Here is a 19,667-nt window from a genome sequence, read left to right as displayed (position 1 = left end):
CGGTCTCCGGATTCAGTCGAGGCGCACCACCGCGGGAATGGCGTACTGGCCGGCCATGAAGGCCGGCGACGGATGGTAGAGGCGCAGGATCAGGTAGAAGCGGCCGGCCGGCGCCGGCAGCCAGTTCGCCTCCGCCTCGGGACGGCCATGCCCGATCGGGATCACCAGGCTGCCGTCGGGCTCGAAGCGCAGCCCGGGCGTGCGGTCGCCGACCGCATAGCGGCCGATCTCGTTGGCGGCGAAGTAGCGATCCTCGCCGTACAGCGACACCGACCAGAAGGCCTGCGCCGGCGGCAGCTGCCCCGGCGCGAAGCGCAGCGCGTAGCGGTGGCGGCCGTCGAGCGGCTCGCCGTCGGCGTCGAAATCGGCCATGGCGTAGACCGCCTCGTCGGCGCGCAGCGCGCCCAGGCCCTTCATCGCCGTGGTGGCCCGCAGCAGCCAGTCGTCGCCCTCGTCGCCGAAGCGGCCGAGCTGGAGGCTGTAGCCCCAGCTCTTGCGCTGCTGGCTGCGCGTATGGGCCTCGATCAGCGCCATGCCCTGGCGGTAGGCGCCGGCCAGTCCGGCACGCACCGCCGGACGCAGCGCAGCGACCTCGGGAGCATCCTCCAGGCGCACGCCGACCTTGCGCAGCAGCGTCAGCAGGCCCTGGTCGCGCGGCGCCGGCGGAAAATCGCGCAGGCCGTTGAACAGGTTCTGGAAGAAGTCCATGGCCTCGTCGCCGGTCTCGCTCCAGGCTTCGATGCTGGGCGGGCGGCGCCGGCCCGGCGCGGCGGCGATGGCGAAGCCACGCTCGAAGGCCAGCGCGCGCGGCAGGTCGGCCTCGCCCTGCACCAGCACGCGGCCCAGCAGCCAGACCAGCGGCGTGGGGCAGTTCACCACATGCGCGCCGCCGGCCTGCCGGCCGGGCCCGGCCAGCACGACCTCGCCGCCCTCCGGCGGGATGTTGCGCGGGCCCAGGTTGGCGAAATTGTGCGTGTAGGCGTCCAGCAGCTCGATCACGTAGTAGCGCTCGCGCTCGGGCAGCGGCGGGATGCGCAGCGTGACCGGCCCGTCGGCCAGGTGGATCCAGCCGCAGAAGTACAACAGGTCGTTGGCCGGCGTGACGATGTCGCGGTCCTCGTGGGTCCACTGCCGCTCGCTGGCGGACAGCACGTTGACCGGCGCGCGGCCGTAGCCGGTGGCCTCGCGCGCCGAGGTCTGCAGCCGGCAGGTGCGCAGGCTCTCCACCAGCGGGTAGCCGTACAGCACCAGCGGCAGCGCGGCGGCGGCGGCCAGCGCCTCCTGCGGGCTGGCGGCGGAAAGGATGGGGGCATTCATGCGGGAGTCTCCTCGTCTGACTTCGTTGTCCTGCTTGTGCTGCTTGTGCTGCTTGTGCTGCTTGTGCTGGCCAGCACGTTGCCACCGTAGGCCAGCCGTGCGACCGGGGCAAAGTCGCGCAGCGGCGCATAGGGCAGGCGCGGGAACACCGAGGGAGCGATCGCGTGCGTGGCCGAGATGCCGAGCAGCAGCGTGTAGCCGTCGGGCGCGGCGCGCGCCACCTGCGCCGAACCGATGGTGCCGGTGGCGCCGGCCACGTTCTCCACCACCACGGTCTGCTTGAGCTCGGCGCCCAGGCGCACCGCCACCAGGCGCCCGAGCACGTCGGTGCCGCCCCCCGGCGGGAACGGCACCACCAGGCGGATCGGCTTGTCCGGGTAGCCGCCCGCGCGCGCGGGCCCGCTGGACGCGAGCAGTACGCAGGCACTGCCCACGCCGCCCAGGCCGGCCACGCCGACCGCTCCTGCCATGCCTGCCGCGCCCAGACAGCCCCGCATGCGGGCGAGCGCGCCCCGCAGCGTCCATGCTGCCGATCGTTCCATCGTTGTCTCCAGTTGTCTTGGGTCCACGGAATCCCTGAAATCGGTCGGTGCATGCGGTGTCCTTCACCGCCCATGTCAAGAATTCAGTGGACCAGGATCGGCGTCCGTCTGGCGCGAACGCTCGCGAGCCGTGCCTCTCAGGCCGGTGGCCGCAGCGTGATCACGGCGTCGGCCGCGCACAAGCCGTCGGCGCCGATGATGAAAGGATTGATCTCCAGCGTATCGAGCCGCTCGCCCAGCGCCACCGCGCAGCGCGAGACGCGCACCAGCACCTCGGCGATCGCGTCGAGGTCGAGCGGCGCATGGCCGCGGTGGCTCTCGCACAGGGCTGCAGCGCGGCTGCGTGCCAGCATGTCGCGCGCGCGTGCCGGCGACAGCGTCACCACCGCCTCGACGGCATGCGCTGGCTCGCGGAACACCAGGCAGCCGCGCGCTTCCAGCCAGGCGCGCTTGTCGTCGTCGACCAGCCCGCTCAGCAGCAGCGGCGCGCCGCCACGCAGCCGTAGGCCGGGCTGTCCGCGACGGCCTCGAGCGCGCCCAGCAGCACGGCCGGCTGCGCCATGATCTGGCCCGTCACGTCGATCGGGTTGGCGGTGCTCGCGAAGGGAATCGCCTCACGCAACGCCCGCGCGGCTTCCGGCGGCATCGGCGGCAGCGGCACGCCGAGGCGCTCGGCACTGTCGGCCATCATGATGCCGACCCCGCCCGACACGGTGACGATGGCGAGCGGCGCCACCGCGCCGGCCGCCAGTCCCGCGGGGCTCGACCAGCGCGCCGGGCGGCGCCCGCGCGACAGCACATAGCCGAGGCGGAAGAACGCTTCCAGCGTGTCGGCGCGATGCACGTTGTATTCGTCGAAGACCGCCTGGTAGACCGCGTCTTCGCCGGTCAGGCTGGCCGTGTGCGACTGCGCCGAGCGTGCCCCGGCCGCGGTGACGCCCACCTTGGCCACCACCACCGGCTTGCCGGCCGCGCGCGCCGCCGCCAGTGCGCCGCGCAGGCGCGCGCCGTCGCGGCAGCCCTCCATGTAGACCAGGATCACGCGCGTGGCGTCATCGCGCGCCAGCCAGGCGATCACGTCGGCCAGCTGCAGGCCGGCCTCATTGCCGGTGGTCACCCAATGGCTCAGGCCGAGGCCGGCCTCGCGCGCCAGCGCGAAGGCGTAGGCGCCGAAGGCACCGCTCTGGCTGACCAGCGCGACATCGCCGACCGGCGGCACGCCCGCCAGCGGCACCGGGGAAAAGGTCGCGAACACACGTTCCCGGAGGTTCATCGCGCCCAGGCAATTGGGGCCGAGCAGCAGCACGCCGTGGGCTTGCGCGGCGCGGGCCAGCGCCTGCTGCAGGCGCGCGCCCCGCGCATCCTGCGCACCCTGTGCATCATCGTCCGCCCCGCCGGTCTCGGCAAAGCCGGAGGTGAAGTACACCGCGGCGCGCACGCCGGCCTGGCCAAGCTGCGCCATCACGTCAAGCGCGGCCGCCGCCGGCACCGCCACGATGGCCAGGTCGACCGGCACGCCGATGGCGGCCAGCGAAGGATAGGCGCGCAAGCCCTGAATCTCGCCCGCATCGCGGTGCACCGGGTAGATCCGGCCCGGGTAGCCGAGCTCGCGCAGCAGCCGGATCGGCATGCCGCCCACCTTGTCGGGCTGCGTCGAGGCGCCGATCACGGCGATGGAACGGGGCTGCAGCAGGGCATCGAGATCGTGCATCGGCAAAGGTCTCCTCGTCTTGGGCGGCGGCGCCGTCCGTTTTTCGTTGTCCGCGCCGGCCGCACGGCGCGCGGCTGCCTCGGCGGCGCTAGCGCTGCAGGCCCGCGGCCGCCTCCACCGCGCGCACCATCTCCATCAGCATCGGCGCGATGCGCCGCTCCAGCGTGCCGCGACGCAGTTGCGAGCCCGCCAGCGCGCAGTTGAACAGCAGCGGGCGGTTCAGGTAGACGATGCGCGAATAGACGCCGGCGCCATGCACCCCGCTGCCGGCATCGCCTTCGTTGATGGCGAAGCCGCGTTTCGGGTAATGGGCCACGTTGTGGCAGACGCGGTCGTAGCAGGCCTCGTATTCCTCGGGCCGCTCCGCCTTGGCCGAGGCCATCAGCTTGCCGAACTCCTGCTTGGACAGCGTGCACAGGAAGGCGCGGCCCATGGCCGTGCGCATCACCGAGCGCACTGCGCCCACGCCGGGCTTGGCCGGCGTGCCCTCGTTGTGGGTGCAGGACAGCAGGTAAGTGACATCCAGCCGGTGCGCCACGCCCATCGACACCGCGCCCTCGACGCGGTCGGCCAGCGCCTGCATCAACGGGCGCGCCAGGTGGCGCACCTGCAGGCCGGCCAGGTAGGGGTAGCCCAGCGCCAGCACCTGGGCGCTGACGAAGTACTTGTCGAGCTTGGGATCCCAGTCGAGGTAGCCGAGCTCGAACAGCGTGCGGCAGATGCGCGACACGGTGGCGCGCGGCAACTGCAGGCGCTGCGCCAGCTCCCCGTTGCCGAGCGGCTGCGGCTCGTCGATGAAGCAGCGCAGCAAGGCGAAGCCCTTGGCCAGCAGTCCGCCGAAGGACGGGTCCTCGAGGCGGCGCTCGGCGATGAATTGTTCGACCGGCGTATTCATGTCTTGTCTCCTCTGACCAGTTTGGGTCGTCCGGCTCCGCAGTGTCAAAGTCCGGAATTCATTTCCAGATATTGGAAATGAGTCTAGTCGCTTGACGTGGAACGCGTTGAACCATATGGTTCGAAAACCGAACGAAGATTCGAATTTCTGGAGACAGCTTCATGCACACCTCACCCGCGCGCAGCGCGTCAGGCGGGTCCGCCTTCCCGACCGTTGCCACGCCGACCATCCTGCAGCCGCCGCGCCAGCGGCGCGCCCGCGAGACCGAACAGGCCCTGCTGAGCGCCGGCCGCGACCTGCTGGCCCAGCGCGATTTCGCCGCCGTCTCGGTGGCGCAGATCGCCGCCGCCTGCGAAGTCTCGGTAGGTGCCTTCTATGGCCGCTTCCGCGACAAGATGGCCTTCTTCGAGGCCCTGCGCGCCCTGGTCATGGAGGAAACCGCCGCTTCGGTAGCGCGCTACCTGAGCCAGGAACGCTGGATCGAGGTCTCCACCCGCGAGATGGTGGACAAGACCATGCGCTTCCTGGTGCGCGGCGTGCAGGCCAACCGCGGCGTGATCCGCGCTTCGCTCAAGCATGCCTCCACCCGCCCGGAAGAATGGTTGCCGCACCGCGAGAGCGGCGAGGACGTGGTGTGCCGCATGGTGGAACTGCTGGTACCCCGCCTGCCCTACGCCGCGGACCAGGCAGAGCTGCGCGTGCGTTTCGCCCTGCAGGCCGTCTTCAGCGTGCTGGTCAATGCCGTGATCAACGATCCCGGCCCGCTCCAGCTCGACGACGAGCGCCTGCCCGCCGAACTGAGCGGCATGGTGACGCGCTATCTCGACCTGCCCGCCTGAGGCAAGGCCCGCGCCTGCCGTAGCCTGCGCGAGAGACGGCGCCGCCCCTCGCGCAGGCAGCGACAATGCAGGCGGGAAATGACCGCTATGAATCCTGCGCGGCTTGCTTTGGCGCGCTGCGGCATCACGCCTACAATGGCCCCGCATCCCGCGCGGCCGTCCACCACGGCACGGCCCCGGCACCCTTTCCACCCAATCGATTGCGGGCGCCTCGCCGCGCCCTTGCGGACATGGCTACGCTTTTCCTGGTGCGACATGGTCAGGCCTCCTTCGGCGCGGCCAACTACGACTGCCTCTCGGCCACCGGCCGGCAACAAGCCCGCTGGCTGGGCGAATACTTCCGCACGCGCGGCCTCGCCTTCAGCCGCGTCTTCGCCGGCACCCTGGTGCGCCAGCAGGACACCGCCAGCGAGATCCTGGCCGGCCTGGGCGGCCCCGGCGCCACGGTGCAGACCCACGCCGGGCTGGACGAATACGATGGCGAGGCGCTGTACCGCAGCTACACCGGCGGCGGCGACCATCGCGCCCACCAGAACGGCGACTACAACGACTACTGGCGCACCTTCCGCGCCGCCTACCAGGCCTGGACCGAAGACAAGCTGAGCGACATGCCGGAGTCCTGGGCCGACTTCGGCCGCCGCATCCGCGCCGGGCTGCAACAGTCCCTGGAAGGCGCCACGCGCGACGACAACATCCTCGTGGTCAGCTCCGGCGGCGCCATCGGCCGCGCCACCGCCGACCTGCTCGGCGCGCCCGCGCAGACCGCCATCGAACTGAACCTGCAGTTCCGCAATACGGCCTTCTGCGAGATCATCGCCGGCCGCTCGGCCCAGCGCCTGCTCAGCTTCAACAACCTGCCCCACCTCGACCAGCCCGAGCGGCGCGAGGCCATCACCTTCGCCTGACGGCGCGGTGCGGCGGCCGGGCAAGGCAACGCACCATGCCAGCGCCCGCCCTCACCCCCGGCCCCTCTCCCGCAAGCGGGAGAGGGGAGCGAACCAGGGAGCACGCCAGCGAGCCACGGCGCCCCGCACCGTCAAAGAAAAAGGGACCGGTCACCCGGCCCCTCTCGTTGCGCGCGACGCCGTTTCAGCCCCGCAGCCTCACAGCCGCTCGACGATGGTCACGTTGGCCATGCCGCCGCCCTCGCACATGGTCTGCAGGCCGTAGCGCTTGCCGCGCTGGTGCAGCGCGTGCACCAGCGTGGTCATCAGCTTGGCGCCCGAGCCGCCCAGCGGATGGCCCAGGGCGATCGCGCCGCCGTTGACGTTGAGCCGGTCCGGATCGGCGCCGGTGGTCTTGAGCCAGGCCAGCGGCACCGGGGCGAAGGCCTCGTTGACCTCGAACAGGTCGATCTCGTCGATCTTCATGCCGGCGCGCTTGAGCGCGTGCAGCGTGGCCGGCACCGGCGCCTCCAGCATGATGACCGGGTCGTGGCCCAGCATGGTCATGTGATGCACGCGCGCCAGTGGCTTGACGCCCAGCTTCTTCAGGCCCGCTTCGTTGACCACCATCAGGCCGGCCGCGCCGTCGCAGATCTGGCTGGCGGTGGCGGCGGTGACGCGCCCGCCTTCGGCGATCAGCTTGACGCTGCCGATCGACTCCAGCGTCGCATCGAAGCGGATGCCCTCGTCCACGGTATGCAGCTCGCCGTTGGTGCTGCCGTCGGGCAGGCGCACGGCCACCGGCACGATCTCCGCGGCGAACACACCGGCCTGGGTGGCGGCGATGGCGCGCTGGTGGCTCTGCAGCGCATAGCGGTCCAGGTCCGCGCGCTGCAGCTCATACTTGCGCGCCATCATCTCGGCGCCGGTGAACTGGCTGAACTTCACGCCGGGATAGCGCTGCTGCATGTTGGGGCTCATCGAGCTGCCGAAGCCGTTCTGCGCCGGCAGCGTCGACGGCAGCCCCATCGGCACGCGCGTCATGCTCTCCACGCCGGCGGCGATGACGATGTCCATGGTGCCCGACATCACCGCCTGCGCGGCGAAGTGCAGGGCCTGCTGGGAGGAGCCGCACTGGCGGTCCACCGAAGTGCCGGGCACGCTCTCCGGCAGGCGCGAGGCCAGCACCGCATTGCGCGCGATATTGCCCGACTGCTCGCCGGCCTGGCCGACGCAGCCCATGATCACGTCCTCGATCAAGGCCGGGTCGGCGCCGGTGCGCTCGACCAGCGCGTCCAGCACCTGCGCCGCCAGGTCGGCCGGATGCCAGCCGGACAGCTTGCCGCCCTTGCGTCCTCCCGCGGTGCGCACCGCGGCAACGATGTATGCCTCTGCCATGTGATCTCCTTTGTCCCCAGTTGTCGTGGTCGTGGCGCCGCCGCATGGCGGCGCCGGGCGGACGCGGCCGGGCACTGCGCGGCCCGCCGTCCGATGCCTCGATTCTGCGGCGCCCGCCGCGCGCGTGGCGTCGTCGGAAGCGACGATTGCGCGGCTAGGTGCATGGGCAGGTGCACGGGCAGGTGCCTGCCGGGGTGTGCGCCTAGGTGCGCGGCTGCAGCACGGAAAAGATCGCCGTCGCGCGCAGCAGGCAGCGCTCGCCGGCCAGCAGCCGGCAGCTGCCGAAGCGCAGCCGGTTGCCGAGCTTGTCGAAGCTCACGTGCGCCTCGACCCAGTCGCCGACCCGCGCCGAGTCGAAGAAGTCCAGGCTCAGGTTGGCCGTCACCGCGGTGGGACGCTTGCTGCCTGTCTCCAGCGACATCATCATGCCGATCGCGGTGTCGGCCAGCGTGGCCAGCATGCCCCCGTGCGGAATGCCGAGCGGGTTCAGGTGCTGCGGCCCGATGCGGATGCCGACCGCGCGCCTGGCCGGATGCACGTAGAGCTGGCCGAAGTTGGCCAGGAAACCGCTGGTGCCGCGCAAGGCGACGAAGCCTTCCGGCGGATCGTCCGCCGGCGCCCCGTCGGCCGCTACGGCGGCCAGCGCGCGGCCGTCGGTGCTATCGCCGCCCATCTCAGGCGGCGAAGTACTGCGAGGCCGCGCCGAGGCGTTCGCGGCACTCCGCGACCATGCGCTCGATCAGCTCGGCGCAGGTCGGCACGTCTTCGATCAGGCCCACGCACTGTCCGGCGCTGACGATGCCGTCGTGTACGTTGCCGGCCTGCAGCGCGGCCTTGCCGCGCGCGCCCGCCACCAGGTGGCGCACTTCCTCGAACTGGGCGCCGCCGGGACGGCGCTCGATCGCCACCACCTCTTCCGAGATGGCGTTCTTCAGCACGCGTGCGGTGTTGTGCAGGGTGCGGAAGATCAGCTTGGTGTCACGCTCGCTTGAGTCGACCAGGGCCTGCTTGATGTGGTCGTGGATAGGCGCCTCGCGCGTGGCGCAGAAGCGCGTGCCCATGTTCACGCCCTCGGCGCCCAGTACCAGGGCGGCAGCCATTCCGCGCCCGTCGGCGATGCCGCCCGAGGCGATCACCGGGATGCCCAGCCGCCGGGCCGCCAGCGGGATCAGCACCAGGCCCGGCACATCGTCCTCGCCGGGATGGCCGGCGCACTCGAAGCCGTCGATCGACACGGCATCGACGCCCAGGCGCTCGGCCGACAGCGCGTGGCGCACCGCCACGCACTTGTGGATGACCTTGATGCCGGCCGCCTTGGCGCGCGCGATATGCTCCTTGGGATTGTTGCCGGCGGTCTCCAGCACCTTGATGCCGCTGTCGATGATGACGTCGAGGTAGCGCGCGTACGGCGGCGGGTTGATCGACGGCAGCAGCGTCAGGTTGACGCCGAAGGGCTGGTCGGTCATCTCGCGGCAGCGGCGGATCTCGTCGGCCAGCGCCTCCGGCGTCGGCTGGGTCAGTGCGGTCAGGACGCCGAGGCCGCCGGCATTGGAGACGGCCGCGGCCATCTCGGCGTAGCCGACCCATTGCATGCCGCCCTGGATGATCGGATAGCGGATGCCCAGCAGCTCGGTGATGCGCGTTTTCATGGAATTCCTTGATGAAACGAGTTGAATACGGAAGCGAAGCGTCCGGTGCGGCGGGTGCCGCCGGCGGACCGGCCCACCCGCGCGGGCACGCGCGGGTCGTCGTCTTGCGTGGGCCTATATAGTGGGCCTGTACGGCTGCCAGTCTAGCCGCGCCCCGCCCGGCGGGCTTCGTCGGAAGCGACGATTACAAGCGGCGCGTGCCGCACTAGGCTGTCGAGCATCGGCCACCGCCGTGCCGCCCGCCGCGGCCGGCCCCTCCGTCACCTCAACCCTGCCCCTCGCGCGAGACCGCCATGCCAGACGCCAGCCCCCCGAACTTCGAAACCCTGCAGTATGCCGTCGAGGACGGCATCGCCACCCTCACGCTGAACCGCCCGGACCGGCTCAATGCCTTCACGCCGCAGATGATGCACGAGCTGATCGCCGCGTTCGACGCCACCGATGCCGACGACGCCGTGCGCGCGGTCATCGTCACCGGTGCCGGGCGCGCCTTCTGTGCCGGCGCGGACCTCGCCGCCGGCGGCTCCACCTTCGATTTCGAGAAGCGCTATGGCGCCACGCCTGCCAATACCGCGCACCGCGACGGCGGCGGCCGCGTCTCGCTGCGCATCTTCCGCAGCCTCAAGCCGGTGATCAGCGCGGTCAACGGCGCCGCGGTCGGCGTGGGCGTGACCATGCAACTGCCGATGGACATCCGCCTGGCCTCGACCGAAGCCAAGTTCGGCTTCGTGTTCGCGCGCCGCGGCATCACTCCCGAAGCCGCCTCCTCCTGGTTCCTGTCGCGCGTGGTCGGCATCTCCACCGCGCTGGAGTGGTGCTACACCGGGCGGGTCTTCAGCGCGCAGGAAGCGCTGGAGCGCGGCCTGGTGCGCTCGCTGCATGCGCCCGAAGACCTGCTGCCGGCCGCGCGCGCGCTCGCACGCGAGATCGCCGACAACGCCGCGCCGGTCTCGGTGGCCATCTCGCGCCAGCTGATCTGGCGCATGGCGGGCGCCAGCCACCCGATGGAAGCGCACAAGCTGGACAGCCGCGCCATCCAGTCGCGCGGGCGTTCGGCCGACGTCAAGGAAGGCGTGGATGCCTTCCTCGAGAAGCGCCAGGCCGCGTTCCCCGAGCGCGTCTCGCACGACATGCCGGACTTCTTCGACTGGACCGGCGAGCCGCCCTTCGCCTGAGCGCGCCGCCGCGCAGAAGACCGGCGGGCGGAAGGCAGGCCCGCCGCCAAGCAAGAACGAAGGAGAACTGGCCATGCGTGTCAGCGAAGCGGTGGACAGCCGCAAATCGGTGCGGGACTTCCTGCCCACCCCGGTCGATCCGGCCCTGATCCGGCGCGTGCTCGACAGCGCCGCCCGCGCGCCCTCGGGCGGCAACCTCCAGCCCTGGCACGTCCACGTGGTGGGCGGCGAGTCGCTCGACCGGCTCAAGGGCCTCATGCGCGAGCGCGTGGCGGCAGCGCCGGGCGGCGAACGGCGCGAGTACGACATCTACCCGCCCGAGCTGGTTTCGCCCTACCGCGAGCGCCGCTTCGAGGTGGGCGAGGACATGTACCGCTGCCTCGGCATCGCGCGCGAGGACAAGCGCGGCCGGCTGGCGCAGTTCGGCCGCAATTTCGAGTTCTTCGGCGCGCCGCTGGCGCTGTTCTGCAGCGTGGACCGCCGCATGGGGCCGCCGCAATGGTCCGACCTGGGCATGTACCTGCAGACCGTGATGCTGCTGTTGCGCGAGGCGGGCCTGCACAGCTGCGCGCAGGAATGCTGGGCGATCTATCCGGAGACCCTCGCCGGCTTCCTCGCACTGCCGCCGGAGCGCATGCTGTTCACCGGTATGTCGATCGGCTACGAGAACGAAGCCGCGCCGGTCAACCGCCTGCGCGCCGCGCGCGCGCCGCTGCAGGAGTTCGCCGAGTTCCTCGGCATCTGAGCGGCGCGGGCCGCAAAAGGCAAAGGGCGGAACCGTTGCCGGTTCCGCCCCTGCCCTGCCCGCCAGCCCGGTGCGGGCTGGCGTCGCAACGGTACGGTACTTAGTTGTACTCGTACACCGCGGTCTTGTTGCTGCTGTCCAGCATGCGGTAGCCGAACAGGAAGCCGCGCGTCGTGGTCGTCGTGAAGGCCGGCACCGCGGCATTCACCACCACGGACGTCGCCCCCTTCGGCACCGGCGTCGAAGCACCCCAGTTACCCTTGGTGTCGACCGTCACCTGCACGTTGCCGATCTGCTCGGCGGCGGCATTCTGCGCCCAGTCCGCGCTCAGCGATGCCTGCGCACCGTTCAGGCCGCCGTTGCCCGGGTCGAGCGCCGCCAGCGTCGTGCTGCCCGGCGTGTTCCATGCCAGGTTGACGCCTTGCGTGGCCTGCACCAGGTCGGTCAGCAGGGTCTTGTTGTAGGTGTAGGTCGGCGTGGCGCTGGTGCCGTAGAACAGCTCGACCTGGTAGCGCGTGCCCTTGACCACCAGCGCCGGGTTGGAACCGTCGCCGGACTGCGCCCACACGGTATTGCCGGTGATGCCCGAATTGTTGGCCGGGTTGGCCGCCAGCGTGGTGGCGCTGCCGCCGCTGACGCCGGCGGTACGGTAGAGCCAGAAGTTGGGGCAGTTGTAGGACGGCTGGCTGGCGCTCGGCGAGTTGCCGCAGCGCAGCGGCGCCGTCGGCGGCGTGGCGCTCAGCGCGGACAGGATCGCGGTGATGTCGCCGCTCGTGTTGCTGACGTCCATGTAGGACTGCCCGCTTTCTGCCGCGGCCGGCGCCACGTACACGACGCCGCCCGACGGCAGGCCCGGACCGGTCACGCGCGCGAAGTTGAGCGGGTTGCCGTTGCCATCCACGCTGCCCGGCCCCATCGCATTGATCGAGAACTGCAGGCCGCTCTGGAAGCGGCTGAAGTTGCCCGTGTTGCTGGCATTGAGCTGCTGCACGCGGCGGATCAGCGTCTTGAGCGAGACGTCGACCGGTTGCTGGTTGCCGGTCAGCCACCAATTGCTGGCATGCGCGCTGGTGGCACTGTTGGGGATGCTGCGGGCCAGCGTGATGAAGTTGCCGGGATTGCCGTTGCCATCGGCATACTTGATGTTCAGCACGGCCTCGTCCTGCCCGGAAGCGGAGTTCGCGGCGGGATAGAAAGCCATCACCTCGGGCACGCCGAAACGGGCCCCGGTCATGCTGTCGGCGGTCAGCGTGTTGAACAGGAACTGGCCGGCCTGGTAGCCGTTGTGCAGGAAATCCACGCCAGCCGCATTGCTGCTCGATGCCGTGAGGTTCTGGCAGGCCCCGGCGACGGATGTCACCGAAGGACCGCCCTGCGCGGCAGGAATGGTGGTATCCGTGGCCAGCACGCGCTGGCTGGCGGGCAGTGCGAAGCAGCTGCTCAGGGCCTGGGCGACCGCCTGGATGGCCTGCGGGAGGCTGGCCACGCCGGCGGCCGGCGCGCTCAGCGTGCCGCCTGCGCTGGTGGCGGTGGCCAGGGTGATCGGCGTCGGATTGTCCACCGTGGCCAGGGCGGCCTTGCCGGTGGCCGGGTCCTTGACCACCTTGACGATGTCGAGCAACTGGTCGGCCGTGTTGCCGGCGCCGGAGGCGGTCGCGGCCGTGATGGCGGTGGTGAACGGATCGTAGCCCGCCGGCGCGCCGATGGCGGCCAGCACGCTGCTCAACTGCGCCACCACGTTGGCGATGGTCTGCTTGAGTGCCGCGGCATCCACGGTGCCGCCGCTGACCAGGGTGAGCGCATTGCCATCCGGCGCCAGCTGGGCGGCGATCGCCGTGGTCAGCGGCGTGGCGTTGACCGTCAGCGCCGCGCCGGCAGCCGGCGTGGTGGTGCTGACGCTGACCAGGGGCTGGGTGTTGCCGGTGGGATCGGTGACGACGATGAAGAACGGCGCCGCTTCGCCCGCCTTGAGCGTGCAGGTGTAGGTACCGAAGGCACTGGTGGTGATGCTCGATTCCTGGCAGGGCGAATTGCCGCTGCTGTCCGTCACCGCCACGTTCGCGTTGGCCAGCGCGCTGCCGGTGGCCGCGGTACCGCTCAAGGTGGCCGCCGCCGCCGGCGTAGCACTGGTCGTGGTGGTGGTGGTGCCGCCATCGCCGCCGCATGCCGACAGCGCCAGCACCGCGGCGCCGCCCAAGGCGGCGCCGATGCTCTGAATAGGTCTGCTCACTGGACTTCTCCCTGAAGTTGGCTCTTCACTCGTCTTGTTGATTTGCGCTATCCGGCCGCGCGAACGCCCCGGACAAGACGGTCTACGGAGCGCGCAGGCGGCTCCTTGAGTGATATTTGAAAGTCGCGTCGTATGCGCCACTTTTCATGTATGGCAAGCATCACATCAGTGAAACGAGAGCTGATGGACATGCCATGCGGGAAGCGCCGCCAGGCGCAATGCGCACGATGGCGAGCGTTTGCCCCCGCCCCGCGGCGCGCCCGCACGGCGCGGCCGGCTCCGGCCGGTTTCCGTGATTCCGTGGACTACAGCAACCCTAGCTGCCGCGCGATCGCCACGGCCTGGGTGCGGTTGCTGGCGCGCAGCTTGGCGCTGATATTGCGCAGGTGGGTGCGCACCGTGGTCTCGGACACGAACAGGCGCTCGGCCATGGCCACGTTGGAGAAGCCCTCGGCAAGCAGGTGCAGCACCTTCTCCTCCTTGGGGGTCAGCGGCTCGGGCAGCGCCGCACGCGTGGGCGCCGCCTGCGGGGCTGCCGCCTGCTCAGCGGACCGCTCCGGCGCGCAGGCCTGCAGCAGGCGCTGGGCATAAGCGGCGGGCAAGGTGTCGCCGGCGTCCTGCACCGCCTGCGCGGCGAGACGCCGTGCCACCGCGCCTTCGTCGGCGACGATGCGCACGAAGCCTTCGGTGGCACAGAAGCGCACCGTCTCCGCCATCGCCTCGCGCGCCCTGGCCTCGTCGCCCTCGCGCTCCCACGCCACGGCCTGCAGCACGCGCAGCTTCAGCGCGCGCCGCATCAGCTCGCCGCGGCGGGCCGCGGCGAGCTCGCGCGTGATGGCCTCGCGCGCGGCCGGCGCTGGCCCGTTGGCGAGATCCAGGCGCAACTGCGCCAGCGCGACATTCTCCACGTCGTTGGCGAATGAAGTCACGCCGGCGCGCGTCTTCCACAGGTCCGGATCGCTGGCGCGCTGCAGCGCATCGGCCGCCGCATGCCGGTTGCCTTGCAGCAGGGCCAGCCGGCCGCGCTCCAGCAAGGCGCTCTGCACCAGGCGCGGCAGGCTGCGATGATGGCCGAGATGCTCCAGGCCGGCGAGCCACTGGTAGGCCTGGTCGGCCTCGCCGCGCTCGAAGGCGATGCGCGCCAGCACGATATGGCCGGAGATGATCTGATCGGGCAGGCCCAGGTCGCGCGCCAGCGGCACATAGACGTTGAGCAGGCGCTCGGCGCGCTCGCAGTGGTTGCTTTCGTAAAGCGCCTCGGCCAGCAGCAGGCAGGCCATGGCATTGCCGTTGGTCGGTCCGTAGCGGTTGGGCAGCATGGTGCTGGCGGCCACGCGGAAGCGCGCCAGCGCCTGTTGCAGGCGCCCTTGCCGCAGGTCGATCAGGCCCTCCACCGACTCCGAGAAGATCTTGTTGAAGTTGCTGTCCGAACCATGCACCGCCTGGCGGGCCAGCGCCAGCAGGCGGCGTGCCTCGCGGTAGTCGCCCCTGACCGCGGCCAGCCGTGCCATGGAGGTGGCCAGGATGGAATCGGGGAACGGATAGCCCATCGGCAGGGGCAGCGGATCGTCGCGGCTGGCGGCGCGCGCCTCGTCGAAGCGGTCCATCATGTGCAGCAGCATATGGCGCAGCGCGCGCACGTGGGCTTGCACCTCGGGCTCGCACGCGCCCGGGTCGATGGCCTGCAGCAGCGCGATGGCATCGGACGGCCCCCGCGTGAAGGACACCGCCCACACCTGCGCGATCTGCAGCTTGGGCCATGCGGCCAGCCCGCCGGCTGGCACCGAGCCCAGCCAGCGCGCCAGCAGGCGCATGCGGCCCTGCGCCAGCAGGTCGTCGACATTGTCGCGCAGCAGCGGCAGCGCGCGGCCGCTGTCGCCGGCGGCCAGCGCATGCTCGATGGCGGGCACCGGCCGGCCCTGCGTGGCGAACCATTGCGAAGCCGCCAGATGCATCGCCGGCAGCTGGTCCGGCCCGGCAGCGGCCGGCTGCGCGCGCAGGAAATCCGAGAACAGGCTGTGGTAGCGGTACCAGCGCGCGGGTCCGCCCGCGACGGCGGCAGGGCCGCCGGCTGCCTCGCGGGCACCGTCGAGCGGGATCAGGAACAGGTTGGCGCGCTCCAGCCAGGCCAGGATCTCGGCGCTGTCTCGCGCCTCCCCGGCGGCCGCGCGCAGCGCATCGCACAGCGGCGCACTCAGCTCGTCGAGGACGGCCGTGCGCAACAGGAAGCCGCGCACCGCCTGCGGCAGGTGCAGGAAGACGTCTTCGAGCAGGTAGTCGGCGATGGCCGCGTCGGTACCCGAGAAGCCGGCGATGAAGGCCTCCGGGTGCGGGCGCCGCTCCAGCGCCACCGAGGCCAGCCACAGTGCCGTGGCCCAGCCTTCGGTGCGCCGGTGCAGGCTGTTCACCGCCGCGGCCGGCAGCGCCAGGCCGCGCGCCCGCACCAGGAAGGCGGCGCTTTCCGCGGCGGTGAAGCGCAGCTCGGCCGGTTCGATCTCCAGCAGTTCGCCGCGCGCGCGCAGCCGCCCCAGGCCGCGCTGCGGCACCCAGCGGCTGCCGAGCACCAGGCGCGCGCCGTGGGGCAGCGCTTCCACCAGCTGCCACAGCAGGTCGGTCACGGCCGGATCCTGGATCGCCTCGAAGTCGTCCAGGAACAATGCGAAACGGCCATCCTTCCCGCCCAGCCCCGCCATGCGGTCGATCAGGGCCAGTGCGCGCTCGCCGGCCGAACGCCCGGCGGCGGTCCGCGCGCGCGGCCGGCCGGCGGCGCGCCGCATCTGGTCGAAGGCGGCCTCGAGCGAGGCGAGGAACCTGCCGACGTCGTTGTCGGCACGATCGAGCGTCAGCCAGGCGGTGGGCACCCCGCCCGCCTCCAGGCGCGCCCTGCACTGCAGCATCGCCGTGGTCTTGCCGAAGCCGGCCGGTGCCCGCACCAGCACCAGCTTGACGAAGTCGGCCGCGCATACGGACTCGCAGATCCGCTCGCGCTGCACCTGGTATGGACTCGGCACGGGCGGACGGAGCTTCGCCAGCAATGCTGCGCCACTCCTGTCCGGGGCCGTGCGCCCACTGGTCTCCTCGCTACTCGCCATGCGCCATTCGCCGTGTCGCCGCGCGGCCTTGCCGCGCCATCCGTGCCATCTCGTCGGGTCAGTTCATCGCGCGGCCGGGCATGCCGGCCTGCGCGGGGAAAGACCGGAGGGCCGAAGGGCCGCCCTGTGCCGGCCGGCTTCCATCTTGTCGAACCAAGGATTATGGCGTAAATCCGCCCGAGGCAGCGGACACGGGCCGCGCTCACACCAGCTTGCTGCCGCGCCCCTCCCAGTAGCGGTCGCGCAGCAGGCGCTTGAGCAGCTTGCCGGTGGGCAGGCGCGGCAGTTCCGGCACGAAGTCCACCGAACGCGGGCACTTGATGGCGGACAGCTGCGCGCGGCAGAAGGCCACCAGCTCCTCGGCCAGGGCCGGGCCGGCCTGCGCCATGTCGAGCGGCTGCACCACCGCCTTGACCTCCTCGCCGAAATCGTCGTTGGGCACGCCGATGACCGCGACGTCCAGCACCTTGGGGTGGGTCATCAGCAGGTTCTCCGCTTCCTGCGGGTAGATATTGACCCCGCCGGAGATGATCATATTGGCCTGGCGGTCGGTCAGGAACAGGTAGCCGTCCGCGTCGAGGTAGCCGATGTCGCCCAGCGTGGTCCAGCCGGCCTGGTGCGGATGGCGCGCCTGCGCGGTCTTGTCCGGGTCGTTGTGGTACTGGAAGCTGCGCCCGTCGGCGAAGTAGATGATGCCCGGCTCGCCGGGCGGCAGCACCTCGCCGCCGTCGTCGCAGATGCGCAGCGTGCCGATCGACGCGCGACCCACGGTGCCCTTGCGTGCCATCCACTCCTGCGAGTCGACCGAGGTCGAGCCGTTGCCTTCGGTGCCGGCGTAGTACTCCCAGATGATCGGACCCCACCAGCCGATCATCTGCTCCTTGACCTGCACCGGGCACGGCGCGGCGGCATGCACGGCGAAGCGCAGCGAGGACAGGTCGTAGCGCTCGCGCGCCGCCTGCGGCAGCTTCAGCATCCGCGAGAACATGGTCGGTACCAGCTGGGTGTGGGTGATGCGGTGCGCCTGCACCAGCTGCAGGTACTGCTCGGCATCGAAATGATCCATCACCACCGAGGTGCCGCCCAGCGCCTGCACCGCCAGGTTGTAGCGCAGCGGCGCCGCATGGTACAGCGGCGCCGGCGACAGGTAGCGCGAGTCGGCGCTGAAGCCGTAGCGGCCGCGGCACAGCTCGACCAGCGAGGTCGGGGCATCGATGCGGGGATCGGCGGGCGGCGAGAACACGCCCTTGGGCCGGCCCGTGGTGCCGGACGAATAGAGCATGTCGCCGCCGGTGGTCTCGTCCTCGATGCGCCAGGCCGGGTACTGTGCCAGCGTGGTCTCGTAGGCATCGTAGCCGTCGATGGTGCCGTCCATCATCAGCAGCGCGCGCAGGCCGGGCAGGCGCGTGGCGAGCTCGCGCGCGGTGGCGGCCTGGGCATGGGTGGTCACCAGCAGCTGCGCCCCGCTGTCCTGCACGATGTAGGCGGCCTCGGCGGCGGTCAGGCGCGTGCTGATGCAGACGTAGATGATGCCCGAACGCTGCGCGCCCCAGCACAGTTCGAACAGGCGCGGGTGGTTCTCCATCAGGAACGCCACGCGGTCGCCCGGGCGCAGCCCGAGGTCGCGCAACAGCCGGGCCACCTGGTTGGAACGTTCGTCGAGCTCCCGGTAGGTGACGGTGGCGCCGGACGACATGATCACCGCCGGTTTCTCCGGGCTGCGCTGCGCATGGACATACGGATGCATGGAACCTCTCCTCGGCTAGGTCTGGCGGGCCGCGACGGCCGTTGCGGGCATTCTCGGCAGCGCACCCCGGCGCCGGCATCGTCGGAAGCGACGATCGCGCCGATGCTGCGCCGCGCCATGCGCGGCCGCCGGGCGCGCCGCGCCGGCCGGGATTCGTCGCAACCGACGATGCGGGCCGCCGCCGCACCGGGATAATGGCCGGATGCCGCGGCATGCCCGAGTGCCGCGCCCAACCCGTGGAGGACAGCGGTGGATTTCCAATTCAGCGAAGAACAGGCGATGCTGCGCGACACGCTGGCGCGCTTCCTGGCCGACCACTATGACTTCGAGGCGCGCCAGGCCGGCGTGCATTCGGCCGCCGGCTGGCGGCCGGCCATCTGGAAGGCGCTCGCCAGCCAGCTCGGGCTGCTGGGCGCCGGGCTGCCGGAGCGCTTCGGCGGCCTGGGCGGCGGCGCCGTGGAACATGCGATCGTGATGGAGCTGTTCGGCCGCCACCTGGTGGTCGAGCCCTACCTGTCCAGCATCGTGCTGGGCGCGGGCGCACTGGCCGAAGGCAGTCCGGCGCTGGCGCAGGCCTGGGTGCCGGCGCTGATCGGCGGCGAGGCGGTGGCCGCCTGGGCCCACGCCGAGCCGGCCGGCCGCTACTGCCTGAGCGACGTGCAGACCCGCGCCGAACGGCAGGGCCAGGGCTGGCGCCTGTCCGGCCGCAAGCGCGGCGTGGTGGCCGCGCCCTGGGCCACCCATTTCGTCGTCAGCGCACGCAGCGCCGGCGCGCGCCGCGATAGCGACGGCATCAGCCTGTTCTGGATTCCGCGCGAAGCGCGCGGCCTGAGCCTGCGCGAGTACCCGACCATCGACGGCGCCCGCGCCGCCGAGCTCGACCTCGACCAGGTCGAGGTCGGCGCCGCCGACGTCATCGGCGAAGCCGGCGCCGCCTTCGCGCTGGTCGAGCACCTGAACGACCAGGCGCTGGCCGCGCTGGCCGCGGAGGCCGCCGGCGCCATGCAGCGCATGCTCGCCGACACCGTGGACTACGCGCGCCAGCGCAAGCAGTTCGGCGTGCCGATCGGCACCTTCCAGGCGCTGCAGCACCGCATGGCCGATATGTACGTGCAGGCCGAGCAGGCCTCGGCGCTGAGCCTGGTGGCCGCGATGCAGGCCGGCGCCTCGCCACGCGAGCGCGCGCTGGCGGCCAGCGCGGCCAAGGCCCAGGCCGGCCTGGGCGGCAAGTTCGTCGGCCAGGCCGCGGTGCAGATCCATGGCGGCATGGGCGTCACCGAGGAACTGGCGGTGGGGCACTACTTCAAGCGCGTCACCGCGATCGACCTGCAGCATGGCTCGGCCGAACACCACCTGCGCCGCTACGCCGACCTGCTCTATCCCGCCGGCGCGACCGGCCTGGCGCACGCTGCCTGAACGCCGCCTGGGTGTCTGCCTGAGCGC

At 71.4% G+C, this 19,667-nt stretch carries 16 protein-coding genes; 5 read left to right on the top strand and 11 right to left on the bottom strand.

Annotation, left to right across the window (positions count from 1 at the left end):
• Positions 1-12: 12 nt before the first annotated feature.
• The 5 genes from BKK80_RS23445 to BKK80_RS23430 form a co-directional block, all read right to left on the bottom strand.
• A complete protein-coding gene (locus tag BKK80_RS23445) occupies positions 13-1,317 on the bottom strand; it encodes a DUF1254 domain-containing protein (RefSeq protein WP_071039516.1) in 1,305 nt (434 codons plus the stop codon).
• A complete protein-coding gene (locus BKK80_RS23440; RefSeq protein ID WP_236903931.1) occupies positions 1,314-1,859 on the bottom strand; it encodes a Bug family tripartite tricarboxylate transporter substrate binding protein in 546 nt (181 codons plus the stop codon). Before BKK80_RS23440 ends, BKK80_RS23445 begins: the two co-directional genes overlap by 4 nt.
• 137 nt (positions 1,860-1,996) lie before the next feature.
• Positions 1,997-2,278, bottom strand: a complete 282-nt coding sequence (locus BKK80_RS37550) for an acetate--CoA ligase family protein (protein WP_236903929.1) — start codon at positions 2,276-2,278, stop codon at positions 1,997-1,999.
• Positions 2,279-2,331: 53 nt separating this feature from the next.
• Entirely contained in the window at positions 2,332-3,570 is a 1,239-nt protein-coding gene (locus tag BKK80_RS23435; protein ID WP_236903927.1) for a CoA-binding protein, read from the bottom strand.
• A gap of 88 nt (positions 3,571-3,658) precedes the next feature.
• Complete coding sequence (locus BKK80_RS23430) at positions 3,659-4,465, bottom strand: IclR family transcriptional regulator (protein ID WP_071016637.1); 807 nt, start codon at positions 4,463-4,465, stop codon at positions 3,659-3,661.
• 161 nt (positions 4,466-4,626) lie between these two features.
• On the opposite strand from BKK80_RS23430, the gene BKK80_RS23425 reads away from it, so the two are divergent.
• Positions 4,627-5,304 carry a TetR/AcrR family transcriptional regulator gene (locus tag BKK80_RS23425; RefSeq protein WP_071016639.1) on the top strand — a complete coding sequence of 226 codons (678 nt, stop codon included), beginning with the start codon at positions 4,627-4,629 and terminating at the stop codon, positions 5,302-5,304.
• 230 nt (positions 5,305-5,534) lie between these two features.
• Positions 5,535-6,209 (top strand): histidine phosphatase family protein, encoded by a 675-nt coding sequence (locus BKK80_RS23420; protein ID WP_071071513.1) that lies wholly within the window; start codon positions 5,535-5,537, stop codon positions 6,207-6,209.
• A 198-nt stretch (positions 6,210-6,407) separates the two neighbouring features.
• On the opposite strand, the gene BKK80_RS23415 is transcribed toward BKK80_RS23420, so the two are convergent.
• The 3 genes from BKK80_RS23415 to BKK80_RS23405 form a co-directional block, all read right to left on the bottom strand.
• A complete protein-coding gene (locus BKK80_RS23415) occupies positions 6,408-7,586 on the bottom strand; it encodes an acetyl-CoA C-acetyltransferase (RefSeq protein WP_071016644.1) in 1,179 nt (392 codons plus the stop codon).
• A gap of 202 nt (positions 7,587-7,788) precedes the next feature.
• Positions 7,789-8,259 carry a PaaI family thioesterase gene (locus BKK80_RS23410; RefSeq protein WP_071016646.1) on the bottom strand — a complete coding sequence of 157 codons (471 nt, stop codon included), beginning with the start codon at positions 8,257-8,259 and terminating at the stop codon, positions 7,789-7,791.
• Between the two features lies 1 nt (position 8,260).
• Positions 8,261-9,235 carry an NAD(P)H-dependent flavin oxidoreductase gene (locus BKK80_RS23405; RefSeq protein WP_071016648.1) on the bottom strand — a complete coding sequence of 325 codons (975 nt, stop codon included), beginning with the start codon at positions 9,233-9,235 and terminating at the stop codon, positions 8,261-8,263.
• 293 nt (positions 9,236-9,528) lie between these two features.
• Between BKK80_RS23405 and BKK80_RS23400 the strand changes: the two genes are divergently transcribed.
• On the top strand, positions 9,529-10,410 hold the full coding sequence (locus tag BKK80_RS23400; RefSeq protein WP_071016650.1) for a crotonase/enoyl-CoA hydratase family protein: 882 nt from the start codon (positions 9,529-9,531) through the stop codon (positions 10,408-10,410).
• 73 nt (positions 10,411-10,483) lie between these two features.
• The gene (locus BKK80_RS23395; protein WP_071016652.1) at positions 10,484-11,155 is read left to right on the top strand and encodes a nitroreductase family protein; all 672 of its coding nucleotides are present in this window, start codon (positions 10,484-10,486) and stop codon (positions 11,153-11,155) included.
• Between the two features lie 100 nt (positions 11,156-11,255).
• On the opposite strand, the gene BKK80_RS23390 is transcribed toward BKK80_RS23395, so the two are convergent.
• From BKK80_RS23390 to BKK80_RS23380, 3 genes are all read right to left on the bottom strand, one after another.
• Positions 11,256-13,385, bottom strand: a complete 2,130-nt coding sequence (locus BKK80_RS23390) for a hypothetical protein (protein WP_071071511.1) — start codon at positions 13,383-13,385, stop codon at positions 11,256-11,258.
• A gap of 305 nt (positions 13,386-13,690) precedes the next feature.
• Positions 13,691-16,477 carry a winged helix-turn-helix domain-containing protein gene (locus BKK80_RS23385; protein WP_071071508.1) on the bottom strand — a complete coding sequence of 929 codons (2,787 nt, stop codon included), beginning with the start codon at positions 16,475-16,477 and terminating at the stop codon, positions 13,691-13,693.
• Positions 16,478-16,679: 202 nt separating this feature from the next.
• Positions 16,680-18,224: an AMP-binding protein gene (locus tag BKK80_RS23380; RefSeq protein ID WP_071039511.1), complete on the bottom strand. Its 1,545-nt coding sequence runs from the start codon at positions 18,222-18,224 to the stop codon at positions 16,680-16,682.
• A gap of 249 nt (positions 18,225-18,473) precedes the next feature.
• Between BKK80_RS23380 and BKK80_RS23375 the strand changes: the two genes are divergently transcribed.
• Positions 18,474-19,640 (top strand): acyl-CoA dehydrogenase family protein, encoded by a 1,167-nt coding sequence (locus BKK80_RS23375; protein ID WP_071016659.1) that lies wholly within the window; start codon positions 18,474-18,476, stop codon positions 19,638-19,640.
• The last annotated feature ends 27 nt before the right edge of the window (positions 19,641-19,667 follow it).

The sequence above is a fragment of the Cupriavidus malaysiensis genome (genome assembly GCF_001854325.1).
Taxonomy (GTDB): Bacteria; Pseudomonadota; Gammaproteobacteria; order Burkholderiales; family Burkholderiaceae; genus Cupriavidus; species Cupriavidus malaysiensis.
This window is presented reverse-complemented; position numbering and strand designations above follow the sequence as displayed.

What these genes read in the sequence shown, in the direction of transcription:
- BKK80_RS23395 (WP_071016652.1), top strand. Translation starts at nt 10,484, where the DNA reads ATGCGTGTCAGCGAAGCGGTGGACAGCCGCAAATCGGTGCGGGACTTC.
- BKK80_RS23420 (WP_071071513.1), top strand. Translation starts at nt 5,535, where the DNA reads ATGGCTACGCTTTTCCTGGTGCGACATGGTCAGGCCTCCTTCGGCGCG.
- BKK80_RS23430 (WP_071016637.1), bottom strand. Translation starts at nt 4,465, where the DNA reads ATGAATACGCCGGTCGAACAATTCATCGCCGAGCGCCGCCTCGAGGAC.
- BKK80_RS23435 (WP_236903927.1), bottom strand. Translation starts at nt 3,570, where the DNA reads ATGCACGATCTCGATGCCCTGCTGCAGCCCCGTTCCATCGCCGTGATC.
- BKK80_RS23445 (WP_071039516.1), bottom strand. Translation starts at nt 1,317, where the DNA reads ATGAATGCCCCCATCCTTTCCGCCGCCAGCCCGCAGGAGGCGCTGGCC.
- BKK80_RS23410 (WP_071016646.1), bottom strand. Translation starts at nt 8,259, where the DNA reads ATGGGCGGCGATAGCACCGACGGCCGCGCGCTGGCCGCCGTAGCGGCC.
- BKK80_RS23440 (WP_236903931.1), bottom strand. Translation starts at nt 1,859, where the DNA reads ATGGAACGATCGGCAGCATGGACGCTGCGGGGCGCGCTCGCCCGCATG.
- BKK80_RS23385 (WP_071071508.1), bottom strand. Translation starts at nt 16,477, where the DNA reads ATGGCGAGTAGCGAGGAGACCAGTGGGCGCACGGCCCCGGACAGGAGT.
- BKK80_RS23425 (WP_071016639.1), top strand. Translation starts at nt 4,627, where the DNA reads ATGCACACCTCACCCGCGCGCAGCGCGTCAGGCGGGTCCGCCTTCCCG.
- BKK80_RS23380 (WP_071039511.1), bottom strand. Translation starts at nt 18,224, where the DNA reads ATGCATCCGTATGTCCATGCGCAGCGCAGCCCGGAGAAACCGGCGGTG.
- BKK80_RS23415 (WP_071016644.1), bottom strand. Translation starts at nt 7,586, where the DNA reads ATGGCAGAGGCATACATCGTTGCCGCGGTGCGCACCGCGGGAGGACGC.
- BKK80_RS23400 (WP_071016650.1), top strand. Translation starts at nt 9,529, where the DNA reads ATGCCAGACGCCAGCCCCCCGAACTTCGAAACCCTGCAGTATGCCGTC.
- BKK80_RS23405 (WP_071016648.1), bottom strand. Translation starts at nt 9,235, where the DNA reads ATGAAAACGCGCATCACCGAGCTGCTGGGCATCCGCTATCCGATCATC.